The organism is uncultured Campylobacter sp. (assembly GCF_938045345.1).
In the GTDB taxonomy this organism is placed as follows: Bacteria; Campylobacterota; Campylobacteria; order Campylobacterales; family Campylobacteraceae; genus Campylobacter_B.
The window spans coordinates 19,065-32,991 of record NZ_CALIMS010000013.1 but is presented as its reverse complement, the minus strand read 5'-3'; the positions used below and the strand labels follow the sequence as shown (position 1 = coordinate 32,991).

Here is a 13,927-nt window from a genome sequence, read left to right as displayed (position 1 = left end):
GATTTTTTAGAAGATGGACGAGGAATTTCTAAGCAGAGCGAGGCAGAGTCTATTCAACAAGGCGGAAGTGAGCGAAGCTCTAGCGAAGCGGGCGATGGAGGAAGCCAGAGCGCTGAGCAAGGGAAAGGCGATTCCGAAACCCTCGCTAATGGATCTGGCGATGTTTCGACTCAAGCTACTACTGAAAATAGAGCCGACGCAGCTGGATCAGATACTGGCAAACGAAGCTCTAAGAGAAGCGGCAGCGATAAAAAATGACGACGGCAGCGGCGGGATAATCAAGAGCGGGCAACGCAAGAGCGAGCTAAATCAAATTTAAAACAAAGGAGAAAAATATGGCTAGCAGTAGCGATTACGTAACCCTCGGCGGCGGTAAACTCTATATTGACGTCTATAAAGAGGGCAAACCTACGGGCAGATTTGAATACTTCGGGCTCAGCTCGGAGGTAAGCATAAAGACCGAGCTTGAGAAGCTAGAGCATACCAACACTGAGGGGGCAACGCAGGCGATAGATAAGACTATCGTAAAAAGCCAAAGTGCGAGTATGAGCTTTAAAAGTGATGAAATTTCGATAAAGAATTTAGCCAGAGCCTATTTTGGCGAAACGTCGCAAAGCGAAAAAACGGCTAACGTTAAAATTACCGACGCCAAAGCGGGCGAAATCGTCGATCTAGGAGCCGTAGGCGGCAATCTTAGTGCCACCGTAGGCGGAGGCGGCACCGCTCCAAAAAAGGATGAGGACTATAAGTATCACGCAAATAGCGGTATAGTCGAATTTCTAAAAGATATTTCCGGAGAGGTTACTTTGGCGCTGAGCGCCGGTATCCAAAAGGAGAAGATGAGCGCCTTTAAAAACAGCAAACTGGAGTGCGCGCTTATGTTTATCGGCGAGGCGGCGACGGGAAGCGCGATGAAGGCGACTTTTTATAAATGCTCCTTAAGAGCGGACGGAGATTTTGCACTTAAAGGCGATGATTGGCTCTCTATCAGCTTTAGCGTCGATATTCTCAAAGATGAAACCCGTGCGGCAGGGAATCAATTCTTTGAAATTTGCGCTCTTTAAGGATAGGGTTATGCCTTTTTTGAACGTGCGGGCTTTGGGTTACGCTCTAATTGCGGTCTGCGTGCTAAGCACAGCATGGATTACGAAGCTGAAATTTGAAATTTCGTCTCTTAATAATGCCTACGCTTCAAAGCAGGCGGAAGCTCAAAGCTGCGCGGCAAGCCTAAGCTTACAAAACGCGGCGATAAAGTCGCTGCAGATTAAAGCAAGCGGGCTGAATGAGGATAAGATTAAGAGCGTTTCAAAAATTTATATAAAGGACAAAGGCTGTGAGAGTGAGCTTAGAGCGTATAAAATGCTTTTTAATAGCGCTTTTTAGCGTCTTTATGCTTGCAGGCTGCGCTAAAGAGCCGCAGATAAAACAGGTATTCATCCCTGTAAAATGCAACCTAAAAATGCCTCTGCGCCCTGCTGAGAGTTCGGACTTTGAAGCGCACAAGGCGCTAATGGCATATTTTCTAAAGTGCGAGCAGATCGCAAAAGATTGCACGCAAGGGGCGAACGAATGAAGCCTTTTTTGCTCTATCTACTGCGCGCGGTGCTTTTGGTGATTTTCAATTTAGAGCTTTTTGCGCTACTTGAGCTTTTTATCCGCAATACGAATGCGCTATTTTTGGCGTGGTCGTGCTGCATAGGCATTAGCGGAGCACTTACGGCGTCTCCTGGGCGCTTGAGCCCACACGGCAAAGCATGAGAAATGGAGTATCTAGCTTATGTCTGTGCCGTCGGCGTCGCAGGCAGCATAGTAGCATGGTTTAGACAGCCTTCCGCAACCGAAAAATCGCCGGCGATAGCGCTGCGCTCGTTTTTTACAAGGCTTTGCGACGGCTGTTTTAGCGCCTATATCATTTATGAGATCGCGTTTTTTTATGCCAAGGATATGCGCCTTAGCCTTGCGATTTGCGGCATAGGGGCGTTTAAAGGAAGCGGGGTTTTGGATATAGCAATAAACTTCTTTAAAGAAAAATTTACGCTTAGAGACGATGAGGAGCCAAAATGAAAGAGACGCTGGAGTATCTAACAGCTAAGCTAAATCTTACGGCGGTAGCGAATACGGCGCTTATAGATCAAAACGGCGATTATCTGATTTTTAGCGGCTTTGAGAGAATTAGCGCGAACGAAACTAGCCTAAAATTTCAAATCGTTTTAGCGCGCAATACTTTAGATTGCGAAATTTACGGAATTTTAGATGAGATCATGGCGCTTAGCAACAAGCTTTTAAAAGATGAGGCAGAAAGGCGTGTCATCATCTTAAAAAGTGCCGAGACGCGTTTTATAAGCGAAAGCCTATACGCCTACATTTTTGATCTAAATTTCCCTATAAAACGAGTTAAATAGGAGTGAGAATGGATCTGTTTAAAAAAAAGACGTTGAAAAACGGCATTACGATTAGAGAATTATCCATCGGATTAATTTATAAAATTCAATCGGGCATCATCAAAAACGACGATATAGCCGAAATTTTAAAGCAGTGCTGCGATCTTAGCGCAGATAAGATTGAAAACCTAGGCTATAGCGCCGCAAATGAGCTTTACGAGGAGATTTTGCGCCTAACCTACGGCGATCTTACCGCAAGCGGCGAGGGCGGTAAAAAAAAATAGCCTATTGGATCTGCTACCTGCTAAAGCACGGCTTGGCTAGGGCGTGGGAGTTTCCTTTTAGCTTCGCAAAAGAAGCAATAGAGGGCTTTTCGCAGATAGAGAGCCAGAAACTAAAAGAAATTTCTGCGGCGGTTAGAATTGCGCGCTTCGCGGACGACCGGGCGTTTAAAAAATTTATGAGCGAGGGAAGGGATGAAAGAAGCGGTATCGAAAGGCTTAAGGAATTTGCTAAAGCTTGATTTTTATGAGGCGCGGGTAAAGCTTATTCCGCTTTTTCGAGCAAGCTCACGCACAAAAGGCTCGTCTTTAGGCGAAATCCTAACTTCGGCTCGCTGCTCGCGGCTAAATTTATCTATATTTTTAAATATAAAATCTATCTCCGAGCGGCTTAGGCGCTTTTGTGCTTCGATTTTTGCGGCAATCCTTTGCGCCTTTTTGCGCGCAAAATACTCTTTTAACTGCGTCGCTATCGCAAGGCACATTAAAAAACCAAACAAGCCTTCGCCGTTTTTATCTGTAAAACCGAATAGATCCATTTGCTCGTCTCCTGAAAGCATATTATATCAAAATTTAAGGCAAAGCGCATGGCTGATTTGAAGATAAAAATAGGTGTCGAAGCAGACGCCAGCGGTGCCGAAAAGGTCAAAAAAGGGCTATCGGACGTAGAGGCTGCTGCACAAAAGGCGAGCAAAAGCACGGGTATACTCAAAAGCGCGCTAGATGGGATCAAATCCGATGCGTTCGCGAATTTGACAATCTCGCTGCGAGGGCTCAGCTCGGTTATATCTAGCGCTACTCAGGGTGTTAGGGAGTTTATCGCCGCCGGGCTAGAAAACAACACCACTATAGAGAATTTAAATGCTCGGCTAAGAAGCTTGATAAATGTCGCGGAAAAAAGCGGCAAGCTCGATCCTTTCGAGAAATGGAAGCTTAGCGGACAAAAGGCGAGCGCGGCTCTTGAGGAGCTTAAAAAGCTCGATAGCGAGCTAGATTTCAGCTCCAGCGATCTAGCCGCGATGTTTACGAGCTTTTATTCTACCGCTAGCTCAAATATGAGCCTAGAAAAGGCTCTCGCGCTGTTTCGCAATATCTCATACGCGGCTCAAAGCTCAGGGGCTGATGTAAACTCCCTAAAAGCGACGCTAGATAGCGTGGGCGCAGGCATTATCCAAACAAATACCGACTTCGGGCGATTTTTGAAGTCCTTGGGGCTTCAAACCGAAAGCCTAAAAAGCGCGATAGAAAACGGCTCGTTTTTCGACGTGATGAACGAAAAGCTTAAAATTTTCGGCGAGCAAGCCTCCTTTAGCGCTCCGAAATTTGAAGCCCTGGTAAGCTCTTATAAAGCGGCTATGGCGGAGCTGCAAGGAGAGGCTACGAAGCCTTTGTTTGAGGGACTTAAAAATTCCTTTGCCGAAATAAACGAGTATCTCTCAAACGATACGACGCTTAGGCAGGCTTTAGCGAACTTCGGCGAGGGCATAAATGAGATCGCAAGCGGTATTTTCAACAAAGACACCTTCGAGGCTGCCGCTAATGCTGCGGCGCTGCTTGCAAACTCTATAGGCTCGCTTATAAAAGCAGCCTCCGCTTTAGGCGATATAGCTATGCCCGACTGGCTCGCCGGAGAAAAGGACGCGGGAGTTTTCTCTACCGCGGCAAAGGGGCTCGGAGAACTCGCCGAGGCTTTCAATAACATATTTTATATCCCCGCAAATCTTAAATTTGACCTGCCTTCATATATGCTTAAAGCGACGCAAAATACCAATGATTTTCGCAACAGCTTAGCAAATTTAGGCGTAGAATTAGAAAAGACGGGCAATGTATGGAACCTAGGCAAAAATGAAAATTTAAGCACGGAAGCTGCCGCAAAAGGGATAGCCGCCGCAGATGAAGCGCTTAGAGGGCTTAGAGCAAGCCTTGAGGGGCTAAAAGAGGTAAGGCTTGATAAGGTTGTAGAAGCGGACGCAAAAAATCAGATTGAACTGCAGATTAATCAAATAGAGAGACTTAAGCAGGGTCTTACCTCTATGGTGGATGCGCGCGAGGCTGCAAATAACGCGATTATAAATGACAATAAAAGGCTTTTAAACGAGTTTTTAAAAGATGCAGATGCGCGTATAAAAAGCCATGACCGCACGATTGCCTCACTGCTTGCAAAGGAGCAAAGCTACAACTCGCAGCTAGAAAAGATGGCGCAGCAGCGAGTGGGTATAGAGGAAAAATACGCACGCAACCGCGAGAACTTGGAATTTAGCGCAGCAGAAAAGATCCGCCTGGCAAATCAAGCAGGAATGAGCGAGGAAGCAAAATTCAACGACGATCGCCTAGCTCTATCCCGCTCGCTTAGCGCAGCAAAAGAGGCGCTCAATAATAAAGATCTGGAAAGCTTCAAGCGCTATGCCGATCAAGCCGCGAAAATCAACGATAGCTTGGGCGCACAAAAGAGCCTAGGAAGTGGCAAAAACGCGCAAACTATCAATAGAGCCGCGGATTATAAAAATACAGTAAATGAAATTTTGGCGCTAAATTTAAGCGCCAATGAGATGCAAAAAAATGCCGATCTTGCCGCCCATGATGCCAAGATGGCAAATATTGCTGCTGAAAAGGCGGCGGTAGAGGCTAGCTTGCAGAGTGAAAAGGCACTCTACAACGAGCTGATTGCACTAAAACAGAGGGCTGCAGAGGGCAAGATAGATTTTAGCGCCGAGGGTTTCGAGGATGTAAAAACCAAAATCGCCGAGCTTAAAGACGCAATGAACGGAGGGGCTAGCATCAAAATAACCGCAGACGACGCGGCGGCGCAGGAGGCGAAAAAAAGCCTGCAATCTCCAAGCTCAAGCATCCATACGATCGATCCGGACGCCAAGGCGGCGCAAAAGACGATCGAGGCGCTTAAAAGGCCCACATCATCGGTCCATACGATCCATGTCAAAACCATAGGCGGAGGTAAAATTAAAGGCACAAATGCCGCAGCTTTCGCTACCGGTGGAGCTGTAGGGCTTTTTAAAAGGTATAGCGGCAAGATTGCCGGACATGATACCGTAGGCAGGGATGATGTGCCTGCGCTACTAAGCAGAGGTGAGTTTATCCAAAACGTCAAAGCTGTGGACTACTACGGCGCTAAATTTTTTGCACGGCTAAACGCTAGAGCGATCCCAAAAGAGAAGCTAGCTCGCTTCGCTGGCGGCGGACTTGTATTAGCTCGCCAAAATAGTGAGTTTATGCAAAGAATAGATATGAGCATAAGCTCCGCAGACGTTAGGAGACTAGCCAATAGGCTCTCCGATAAATTCTATGCGATGATCGATAAAAAGCTTTTTAGAAACGGGCTCGACGCAGTTAGGTCATGGAATAAGCAATACCCGGGATTTTTTAAAATCAAAGGGAACGATTATTTTACGAATTTCCGCGCTCTTGCCGAGGATCTGTTATCTAGAGCGAAGCAGGGTCTGAATATAGAGGGTTATGCCGCCGAGTTTTTAAAACCGAATGCCGCTGCTGCTAAAAACGTAAATTTAAACTTCAATCTAGGCGGGGCTAGCTACAAAGCTCAAACCGACGAGGACACCGCGGCGGCGCTTCAAAGATATTTAAAAGGGGTCGGAGTATGAAATTAAAAGCCGTAGAAAACGTAAAGCTCGACGAGCCTTTGTTTTTACAAGACGAGTTTAGAAATTACTCGCTAACAGCGGCAAGCGAGACCGCTATAAGCGGAGCGGAGATCGTATTTTTGAGGGAGCGTAAAAATAGAGCTCTCGTGTTTTCCAGCGACGAGATCGCATGGCAAAGCAAAAGCTGCATAGACGCCCTAATCGCTCTAGCCGAAAGCTCTGCTGATAGCGAGCTTGTATTGCTAACTGATACAGGGCAAATCAGAGCAAGATTTGATTATACGGACGCTGCAGTAAGCGCGGAACCGCTTTTTAAAAGCGCAGAGCCGCTCTTTTATCTGACGCTTAAATTCAGAGAGGTTTAAAAATTTTGCGAAAAGTCAAATTTATAAAAAAGGAGACCCAGTTTAATGGCAACGAATATAAATTTTTATAAAAACGAGGAATGCACTCAGGCGGTATCTACGGGGGATAGACCGTTTCCGGATCCTGCGATTTCGATTTTGGCCCCCTCGTCAAAAATCGACGAAGTAACGATCTATGCAAAAATTACGGATCTCGCCGCTACCTTTTATCCGCATATAACTCTAATCTATGAAAAGCGTAATATAGAGTATCTAGGTGCAAGCGTCGGAGGAACCGAGATGAAAATATTCGAAGTAAGCGGCGAGGGAAAAGACGCATTAGAGTTTAATTCCTTAAGCGGCGGTATGCCGACCGAGGGGGAATGTTATGCTTTTTCAGGCACGACAAACGCCTTGCGAGTAGATAAGGTAAATGGTAATAAAATAAGCTTTACGGGCGAGGATCTATCCTATATCAAAAAGGGGGAGCTCGCCTTTCTTTTGCTTCCTTTATTTGAAAGCGGACCTTCTGCGAGTAAGGCGGTGCATGCCGTCAAACTTATCAGGCGGGTAAGCTTTGCCGACGTTACGAAGCGGGTGGATTTCCGCTATTATTTAGCGGCGTATTGGAGCGACCGTGCATAAACTCAAATTAGGATATAAGGTAGAAATTTCGCAAACTCGTCCATGGACGAGATATTGCGATAGCTATACGGATAAGTATCTGAGTATGTTAATATTCGGAGCCATAAGGCCGAAGGGAGTCGCCGCTAATTTTTATCTAGCTACTAACGGCAATGCCCGTGGAAGTGCACAATATGACTTTAAGCTAGCCGTGATCAAAGCAAAAATTTATAATCTTAAAATTGAGGAAAATTTCATCTTAAAGCCCGCTCTGCACTCAAAAATTCTTGCTTTTTGCTGGAGGAATAGAGCCTACCGCCCCGCCGCTACGATTTATAAAAAGGTAGAGCGATGGTAGTAGAATACGGCTTTAAGGTCTTTGCCTTAAAAGGCGGCGTAAAAAGTGAGCTTCGCGGCATTAGCGAGCTTAGCATTTGTAGCGAGGAAGGCGAGCTGCAAGCTACGGCGTCTTTAAAAATAGCCGCTTCCTCTCTCTCTGCTCCGATAGATGAAATTATAATAAGCTGCTCGCATTTTGAGGATAGCCTTTTCGAGGTGAGCGAAGTTTTAAGCATAGATGCAAATTTTAAAAAGCTCGTCGCCAAAACCCCGCTTAAGTTACCCAAAGGGATATCAAGCTTAAAAGATTTAGCCCTTTTGGGGCAAAGGGTAAGCTTTCTTTGCGATGCACCGCAAGATACTCCGCTAGCAGGGCTTTCATATTCGGACGTTCAATCGCTAGCCTCGGCGCTAGAGGGCATAGGGCTTAGTTTTTGGGCGAATGATCGCGGAATTTTTATAAGCGATAGATTTTATATCGCTCGTGATGCTACGCCCGTAATGGAATTTAACGAGGATAACGTAATAGACTTTAATCTTAGCCTTGGCGCACCGCAAAACATCGATACGATAATTTTTAACGATAAAAACGAGGATATCTATTCCGAAGCCGAGCTTACTGCGGTAATCGATCCCGATCCCCACCCGGTAACCCCGAGGGAGGTTTTAAGATATAAGGACGACGAAAACGGCGATGTTTACGTAATCTCTCCGCTTCGCGCGGTAGGTAAAATTTTCGCAACCCCGGCTTGGGAGGTGAAAGATATTAGCCTAAACGCACCTAACGCCTCCTTTTTCGCGGATTATCGCGCGGTGGAGGAGTTTGAGCTAAGCGAGGATATCCACGTAAAACTTACGGGCTTTATTAAAAGACTAATAGCTGTAAGCCTTGACGGAACGCCGCTGCAATTTAGCAAGCAAACGGCGCAAGAGCAGCACGGCAATATCTATAAAGATAATGTGCTTTGCTTCGAGGGCCCTTTAAGCGGAACGCTAAAGGTAGCTTATGAAAGCAATATCTATCTTTTCGTATGCCCTGCTCGCGACCTACCCTCTGCATTAAGCATCAAAGCGGAGTATAAAAATTTGCAAATAGATCATTTGCATAAATACGAGATTACGAAGTTTTATCCTAAAGGCTATACCCATACCTTTAGCCTGATGCGTGATTTTGATGTAGATAGCGCGCTTATCGCGCATGCCGGCTTTAAGCTCGGCGCGCAAAGCTTTAACGCCGATCCTTTCGGGGAAGTGGAGATTAAATTTAGCGATTACGGAGCTTATAAACTAGAGCTATATTTAGACGAAAAGCTAGAAAAAACGATGAATATCGGCTATTTCGCAAACGAATTTAACTGCGATTTTAATGAAATTAAAGAGAAGGATTGAAGATGGCTGACATAGTATTATACAAAGATGCCGCCTGCGAAAAGGCGCTAAAAATGGATTCAGGAGATATGAATTCAGACTTTAGCCTAAGCTCTAGTATTTTTAGTCGTAAACGCAGCAACGGTACTTCAAGCCCTAGGGGTCGCTTTACGGTATGGGCTAAGGCAACAAACCCCGTCGCTAGGGTTTATTGTGCCATAGTAGCAGATAGATTTTCGACCATACTGAGCTTCGACGAAGACGCATGGCAGGGCAAGCTTTATATACCCGAGGGCGGGAAGCTGGGCGGGCAAGATATCGAAGCGATATTGAAGCTAATAAAGTATTCAAGCGCCCCGGATACTACCGATCCCACAAAAACGCTTCATAGCTTCAAAACCCCGCTATTTTTTGTGAATGATAGAGGTAAGGCATATCGCCTTGAGGCGGTAGATAGTGCGGGCAATCCTAGCTGGTCCAGCGAGAAACCCGATGAAAAAAGTAGCATATACCATCTAAAAGATATAGGAGATTGCTCCAGACCTACGCCCATAAATATGGAGCTTACGGATGATAGCGGCGGGATTTACGCACAAATGGGAATTTTACTAATGTGGGGCTAAGATGGAGTTTATAGCAGACGAAAGCAATGGCGGATATAGGGGACAGACCAAAGAGTGGATCAAGCTTGAACTTATTAATGGCGCGGTTAGCAGGAAATACTATAAGGCGCTTGAAGGCTCGTATCTGGTGCCCCTAAGTGGTAAAAAGCCCGGACACAATAGAAAACCTGTGGGGCAGAGCTATGATACTTATGCCCTTGGCGATTATCGCATCTATCTCGACGATCAAAAATTTGTACCGTTTTATAATGATAATTCAATCATAGATTTTGTGTCGATTCAGGCGTATCCTGACCGAAAGCAACAATATCACGATACCTATGATGTAAGAGACGATGAGCTTTTGATATTCTGCGACGACGGCAAAAAGATCCGCGTAAAGGAGATGTTTCGCTTCGCTTTAAGCAGAGAGTTATATTTTGCAGTTCCTAATAGCGATGGAAGCAAAACAAAAACTACGCCCTTTTTGGATTTTGCAAACAAAAGAGGAAAAAGCGATTATTTCAAAACCGTAAAAAACATGCTGAACGAATATAGATTATTTTTCTGCCAAAATCCACAAGGCAAAAGCGAAAAATATATCAAAAACGCCTTCGGCTTTGAAAGAGCTAAGCGCGCGTTAAAAAAGAAATTTTTAGCCGCAGTTTCTCTGCACTCGGTTTGGAAGGGGGAGGATGTATTCAAAGGTCCTGCACTGCCCGGGTATACGACCGCGCTTAGCCTATTTATCAAAGAGGGAAATAGACTAAAAATGGAGGTATATTATATTGGATTAGACACGGAATATTACCCAGATAGTCGTCGGGTCCGTGAATATACCTATAAGGAGGAGATCTCCCTTAAAGACGAATTGACCGAGATAGTATTATGGGCGGATGATAGAGCCATAAATTATTATGAAAGATGGTGGGGTATAGGGATTTTTTCGCAAAGCAGAACCCCTAAAAGGAAGGCTATAAAGCCGCCCGAGTATTGGCACTTTGCTAGGTTGCAAGCCCCCGGTCAGTATAAAAAGATCCGCGAAAAGCTCTATGCGGACATCTTTTTAAACGAATTTAACGCCCTGGCATATGTCTATAATATGACCGGCGAACATCCGCAAGGAGGCGATTTAGAAGCATTAAAAAAGTGGTATTGGTATTCTTGGGAGGAGGAGAAATGACGCAGATCAAAGGGAGTGAGAAAAAAAGTGCCAGAGGAGCAGTGAAGTTTATATTTGATCGAAGTGACGAGCTGCACGGTCAAATAAAGCTCGATTTGGATCAGGACGAGCGCGTCATAGAGGCTTATGCCCGCAGGTATTTTTTGGACCACGGCGCGCGCGTAAGCGAGGTTAGCCTGCGTGCTCCGCTTCAAAGCGTGCGCACAGGCGATATCATAAAGATAGATATGCCCCGTTATAGCGTGCCTGCAGCACCTGGAGAGGATAGATTTATCGTCACGGCGGTAGAGACTCGCGTCACGGCTAGCGGCGCATTCGTAAACATAACGGCAAAAAGGTGGGATTTTTAATGGGATTGAAACAGACGATAAAAAATATGATACGCGCGCAGATAAAAAGCGACACGCCGAAGCAAGGTAGCGGATATAAGGTGCTAGTGCGCAAAACTGGCGAGGCAATAAAAAAAGTCAAATTTATAAATAAATTTAGCTTTTGAATTTTTTGCTCGTAGGCGAGCTTAGCTCTGCTTCGCTACGCTCGCAAGAAACGCCGCTTCGGCTTCGCCTTGCGTCGCTACGCTCGTTTTGCTCGCCCGAGAAGTAAATTTAAGGAGGATTTATGGTCTTGGAAATTACCAGGTTCAAGGAGATTGATGATATGACGCTAGGGCGCTTCGTATTGCGTGACGGCGAAAAAGAGGTGCTAAAGGGATATACCTGCGAGCCTGCGGGTCCCGATACCACGCAGAGCGGCATGGATAGACGCATACCGCAAGGAAGGTATCAAATAGCCTGGCACGATAGTCCGAAATTTAGAGTTCGTCTGCCGCTTTTATGGAATGAGCTGGTGCCAAAAACTCGCTGCATCTTGATCCATTCGGGCAATACCGGAAGCAATACCGAGGGCTGCGTGCTACTGGGTTCATCTTTGGGCGCGCACGGAGTGAAAGACTCCCGTGCGGCTTTGAGCGCACTGCTTGCCACCGTAAAAGGGCAAGAATTTGCGGTGCAGGTTGTGAATCGGATAGGAGAATAGCAGTAGGATTTTTATTACGAATTATTTATGCGATTAAAGGCCTTTTAAACGGTCTTTAACCGTCTATACGCCGTATTCTAAAGCTCCGCGGCTATTTCGTCTTTGATGATCTCTTTGATCTTGTCAAATTTGCGGCTTTTGACGTAGCTTTCGATCAAAAACTCAAGGTATGGAGGAAACGACGTAGTGGATCCCCAGCCGCGCACCGTCGGGTATGGGATTTTAGAAATTTCGGCGAACTCTTTTTTGTTGAGACCCGCAGCATCCAGCATTTTTTGAAATTTTTCTTTATCCATTTTGCATTACCTATATTATATTTTTCGGAATTGTAGCAAAAAAATACAAGAAAATCAAGGTTTTGTATTTTTAAGATACACCATTAAGAAGTTTTTAAGTATTGATACGATACAATGATGCCATAAAAAGAGATTGAAACGATACAATCTCAAGAGGTGCGGCGAGACCCAATGAAAAAACATCTCGCCGCAAGTTGCTCCCAAAGGAGCCTTTATTATACCATAAAGGATAAAAAATGAAAAGCTACTACAACAAAGGCGAAGCAAACGCGATCCTCTCCGGCATCGCAAGATGGCGAAACGGCATACACGGTGCCATAGACACCACTGGAACTTTCCCGTCAAACACTACGCTAGAGCGAATCGAAGTATTCATCAATACTATCCTCTCCGCAGAGGACAGAGAAGCTATAAGACTAAACGATACCGACAAAAAGGTTTTTTCATGGTTCGTGCACAACCTAAAGAGCGCTGAAAAGCGGGCGGAGTATCAACGCATGCTAGATATGGACGTTGATATCAACGAACTTGAACGCGTTATAAAGGGTAAATAATGGAAAATCTAGCTTTATTATCGGATGAAAAATTGCTTGAGCTCATCACCCAAGCAAAGGCTATCATAGAGGGCCGCAAAGCAGACAAGCAGTTCATTGTCGAGACGTTTGAGAGCATAGACCCTAGAAAAAACGGCCATGCATATATGGCTAGGATAAGCTTTACAGACGGCAAGGTTAGCAGAGAATTCATCGATTGCAATGGCAAGAACTGGGACAGCAAACACAAATATTACGATACCTCTTTCACCTTCAGGGCAAAAGAAGGCGACAAATTTGAGGCACGGCTTGATGACGGCAGCTGGAAAAGCGATAGTAAGGTTTGGTATATGGTCGTCAAAAACGAAAGCGGCGAGTTGGAGCTGAAGCGTTTCGGGTCGCTCAAGGTAGTGCAAGAGGCGTGATATGACCCTCACAACTATAGCCCGAGACTATCTCGAAGCTCTCGGGCAGATAAATTTCGAGCAGAGCCGCAAGCAAAAGTTCGCGTTCTCACATACGAAATATCTGCCGAAAGATGCCGCCTGCATCAAGAAAGTGGATATTCAAAAGTGGCTGGCGGGGCTTGAGGAAGGTCTAGCCCCGAGCACTATCAAGCGCGTCGTGCTGTGCTGGCGCAGAGCCTGCGAGCAAGCCGTAGAAGCTGGAAAACTTGCGAAAAATCCATTTGTGGGCGCAAAATATCCGAAGATCCCGCGCAGCAAAACAGATCCATTCTCGGCGGAGGAGGTGGAGCTAATGCTTTCAAAGGCTAGCGGGCGACTTGAGAGCTTTCTTGCTTTTGCATTCTATACGGGGGCTAGATGCTGTGAAATTTTGGCTCTGCGCTGGGAGGATATAGATATGGAAGCCATGAGTATATCGATCAACAAGAGCCTCACGGACGGGCTTGTCAAACCTCGCACCAAAACCGGAGAGGATAGGCTCGTGCCTATATTTGCGCCGCTCTTGCCATACATTACCCAGCTTGAAAAAGATAGGGATAGCGAGTGGGTCTTTTCGGAAAGGGGCGATCATCTTTTCGGCTCTACCTCTTTGTTTGGAAACGGCAAATGGCGTAAATTTCTAGCCGAATGCGGTATCCCATACCGAAGCGCCAGACATACCCGCCACACATTCGCGACGCATATGGTCGAGCGCGCAGTAAGGGGCGAAATCCCACTGAAATGGGTATCACAAATACTAGGACATGCGAGCTTGGATATGACGATCAGGGTATATGCGCGGTTTCTACAAAACGAGCATATGAAAATCGATCGCTCGATAAATCTATACTAAATTCTTTTTTAAACTCAAATATATT

At 45.7% G+C, this 13,927-nt stretch carries 24 protein-coding genes; 22 read left to right on the top strand and 2 right to left on the bottom strand.

The genetic code is table 11. The features are described 5' to 3' along the window. The first annotated feature begins 13 nt into the window (after positions 1–13). From Q0144_RS03500 to Q0144_RS03460, 9 genes are read left to right on the top strand one after another with little or no spacing between them, the layout of a single operon-like run. The gene (locus tag Q0144_RS03500) at positions 14–319 is read left to right on the top strand and encodes a hypothetical protein (RefSeq protein WP_298061760.1); all 306 of its coding nucleotides are present in this window, start codon (positions 14–16) and stop codon (positions 317–319) included. Between the two features lie 16 nt (positions 320–335). Beyond that, on the top strand, positions 336–1,064 hold the full coding sequence (locus tag Q0144_RS03495; protein WP_298061756.1) for a hypothetical protein: 729 nt from the start codon (positions 336–338) through the stop codon (positions 1,062–1,064). 10 nt (positions 1,065–1,074) lie between these two features. Next, positions 1,075–1,383: a hypothetical protein gene (locus Q0144_RS03490; RefSeq protein WP_297950717.1), complete on the top strand. Its 309-nt coding sequence runs from the start codon at positions 1,075–1,077 to the stop codon at positions 1,381–1,383. Further along, on the top strand, positions 1,340–1,573 hold the full coding sequence (locus tag Q0144_RS03485) for a hypothetical protein (protein WP_298061753.1): 234 nt from the start codon (positions 1,340–1,342) through the stop codon (positions 1,571–1,573). Before Q0144_RS03490 ends, Q0144_RS03485 begins: the two co-directional genes overlap by 44 nt. After that, on the top strand, positions 1,570–1,758 hold the full coding sequence (locus Q0144_RS03480) for a hypothetical protein (protein ID WP_298061751.1): 189 nt from the start codon (positions 1,570–1,572) through the stop codon (positions 1,756–1,758). The genes Q0144_RS03485 and Q0144_RS03480 overlap by 4 nt, the downstream gene beginning before the upstream one ends. A gap of 3 nt (positions 1,759–1,761) precedes the next feature. After that, positions 1,762–2,064 (top strand): hypothetical protein, encoded by a 303-nt coding sequence (locus Q0144_RS03475; RefSeq protein WP_298061749.1) that lies wholly within the window; start codon positions 1,762–1,764, stop codon positions 2,062–2,064. Then, positions 2,061–2,402 (top strand): hypothetical protein, encoded by a 342-nt coding sequence (locus Q0144_RS03470; RefSeq protein WP_298061747.1) that lies wholly within the window; start codon positions 2,061–2,063, stop codon positions 2,400–2,402. The genes Q0144_RS03475 and Q0144_RS03470 overlap by 4 nt, the downstream gene beginning before the upstream one ends. Before the next feature lie 8 nt (positions 2,403–2,410). Beyond that, on the top strand, positions 2,411–2,665 hold the full coding sequence (locus Q0144_RS03465; RefSeq protein ID WP_297950710.1) for a hypothetical protein: 255 nt from the start codon (positions 2,411–2,413) through the stop codon (positions 2,663–2,665). Positions 2,666–2,697: 32 nt separating this feature from the next. Continuing rightward, the gene (locus tag Q0144_RS03460) at positions 2,698–2,904 is read left to right on the top strand and encodes a hypothetical protein (protein WP_298061744.1); all 207 of its coding nucleotides are present in this window, start codon (positions 2,698–2,700) and stop codon (positions 2,902–2,904) included. Between the two features lie 3 nt (positions 2,905–2,907). On the opposite strand, the gene Q0144_RS03455 is transcribed toward Q0144_RS03460, so the two are convergent. Then, positions 2,908–3,201 (bottom strand): hypothetical protein, encoded by a 294-nt coding sequence (locus Q0144_RS03455; protein WP_298061742.1) that lies wholly within the window; start codon positions 3,199–3,201, stop codon positions 2,908–2,910. 48 nt (positions 3,202–3,249) lie between these two features. Between Q0144_RS03455 and Q0144_RS03450 the strand changes: the two genes are divergently transcribed. The 10 genes from Q0144_RS03450 (at position 3,250) to Q0144_RS03405 (ending at position 11,774) form a co-directional block, all read left to right on the top strand. Next, positions 3,250–6,279: a hypothetical protein gene (locus tag Q0144_RS03450; RefSeq protein WP_298061740.1), complete on the top strand. Its 3,030-nt coding sequence runs from the start codon at positions 3,250–3,252 to the stop codon at positions 6,277–6,279. Continuing rightward, entirely contained in the window at positions 6,276–6,644 is a 369-nt protein-coding gene (locus Q0144_RS03445; RefSeq protein WP_298061739.1) for a hypothetical protein, read from the top strand. Before Q0144_RS03450 ends, Q0144_RS03445 begins: the two co-directional genes overlap by 4 nt. Before the next feature lie 45 nt (positions 6,645–6,689). Continuing rightward, entirely contained in the window at positions 6,690–7,268 is a 579-nt protein-coding gene (locus Q0144_RS03440) for a hypothetical protein (protein WP_298061738.1), read from the top strand. Next, a complete protein-coding gene (locus tag Q0144_RS03435) occupies positions 7,261–7,605 on the top strand; it encodes a hypothetical protein (protein ID WP_298061736.1) in 345 nt (114 codons plus the stop codon). The genes Q0144_RS03440 and Q0144_RS03435 overlap by 8 nt, the downstream gene beginning before the upstream one ends. Continuing rightward, positions 7,599–8,975, top strand: coding sequence for a hypothetical protein (locus Q0144_RS03430; RefSeq protein WP_298061734.1), 1,377 nt, complete (start codon positions 7,599–7,601; stop codon positions 8,973–8,975). Before Q0144_RS03435 ends, Q0144_RS03430 begins: the two co-directional genes overlap by 7 nt. Before the next feature lie 2 nt (positions 8,976–8,977). After that, entirely contained in the window at positions 8,978–9,577 is a 600-nt protein-coding gene (locus Q0144_RS03425) for a hypothetical protein (protein ID WP_298061732.1), read from the top strand. Between the two features lies 1 nt (position 9,578). Next, positions 9,579–10,739 (top strand): hypothetical protein, encoded by a 1,161-nt coding sequence (locus Q0144_RS03420; RefSeq protein ID WP_298061730.1) that lies wholly within the window; start codon positions 9,579–9,581, stop codon positions 10,737–10,739. Further along, complete coding sequence (locus Q0144_RS03415) at positions 10,736–11,089, top strand: hypothetical protein (protein WP_298061728.1); 354 nt, start codon at positions 10,736–10,738, stop codon at positions 11,087–11,089. Before Q0144_RS03420 ends, Q0144_RS03415 begins: the two co-directional genes overlap by 4 nt. Then, positions 11,089–11,235, top strand: coding sequence for a hypothetical protein (locus Q0144_RS03410; RefSeq protein ID WP_298061726.1), 147 nt, complete (start codon positions 11,089–11,091; stop codon positions 11,233–11,235). The genes Q0144_RS03415 and Q0144_RS03410 overlap by 1 nt, the downstream gene beginning before the upstream one ends. 122 nt (positions 11,236–11,357) lie before the next feature. Further along, positions 11,358–11,774 carry a DUF5675 family protein gene (locus tag Q0144_RS03405; RefSeq protein WP_298061724.1) on the top strand — a complete coding sequence of 139 codons (417 nt, stop codon included), beginning with the start codon at positions 11,358–11,360 and terminating at the stop codon, positions 11,772–11,774. Positions 11,775–11,851: 77 nt separating this feature from the next. On the opposite strand, the gene Q0144_RS03400 is transcribed toward Q0144_RS03405, so the two are convergent. Then, positions 11,852–12,070 (bottom strand): XRE family transcriptional regulator, encoded by a 219-nt coding sequence (locus tag Q0144_RS03400; RefSeq protein ID WP_298061722.1) that lies wholly within the window; start codon positions 12,068–12,070, stop codon positions 11,852–11,854. 236 nt (positions 12,071–12,306) lie between these two features. Between Q0144_RS03400 and Q0144_RS03395 the strand changes: the two genes are divergently transcribed. From Q0144_RS03395 to Q0144_RS03385, 3 genes are read left to right on the top strand one after another with little or no spacing between them, the layout of a single operon-like run. Then, on the top strand, positions 12,307–12,624 hold the full coding sequence (locus Q0144_RS03395) for a hypothetical protein (protein ID WP_298061720.1): 318 nt from the start codon (positions 12,307–12,309) through the stop codon (positions 12,622–12,624). Next, positions 12,624–13,028: a hypothetical protein gene (locus Q0144_RS03390; protein ID WP_298061718.1), complete on the top strand. Its 405-nt coding sequence runs from the start codon at positions 12,624–12,626 to the stop codon at positions 13,026–13,028. The genes Q0144_RS03395 and Q0144_RS03390 overlap by 1 nt, the downstream gene beginning before the upstream one ends. 1 nt (position 13,029) lies before the next feature. After that, positions 13,030–13,902 (top strand): site-specific integrase, encoded by an 873-nt coding sequence (locus Q0144_RS03385; RefSeq protein WP_298061716.1) that lies wholly within the window; start codon positions 13,030–13,032, stop codon positions 13,900–13,902. Positions 13,903–13,927: the final 25 nt, after the last annotated feature.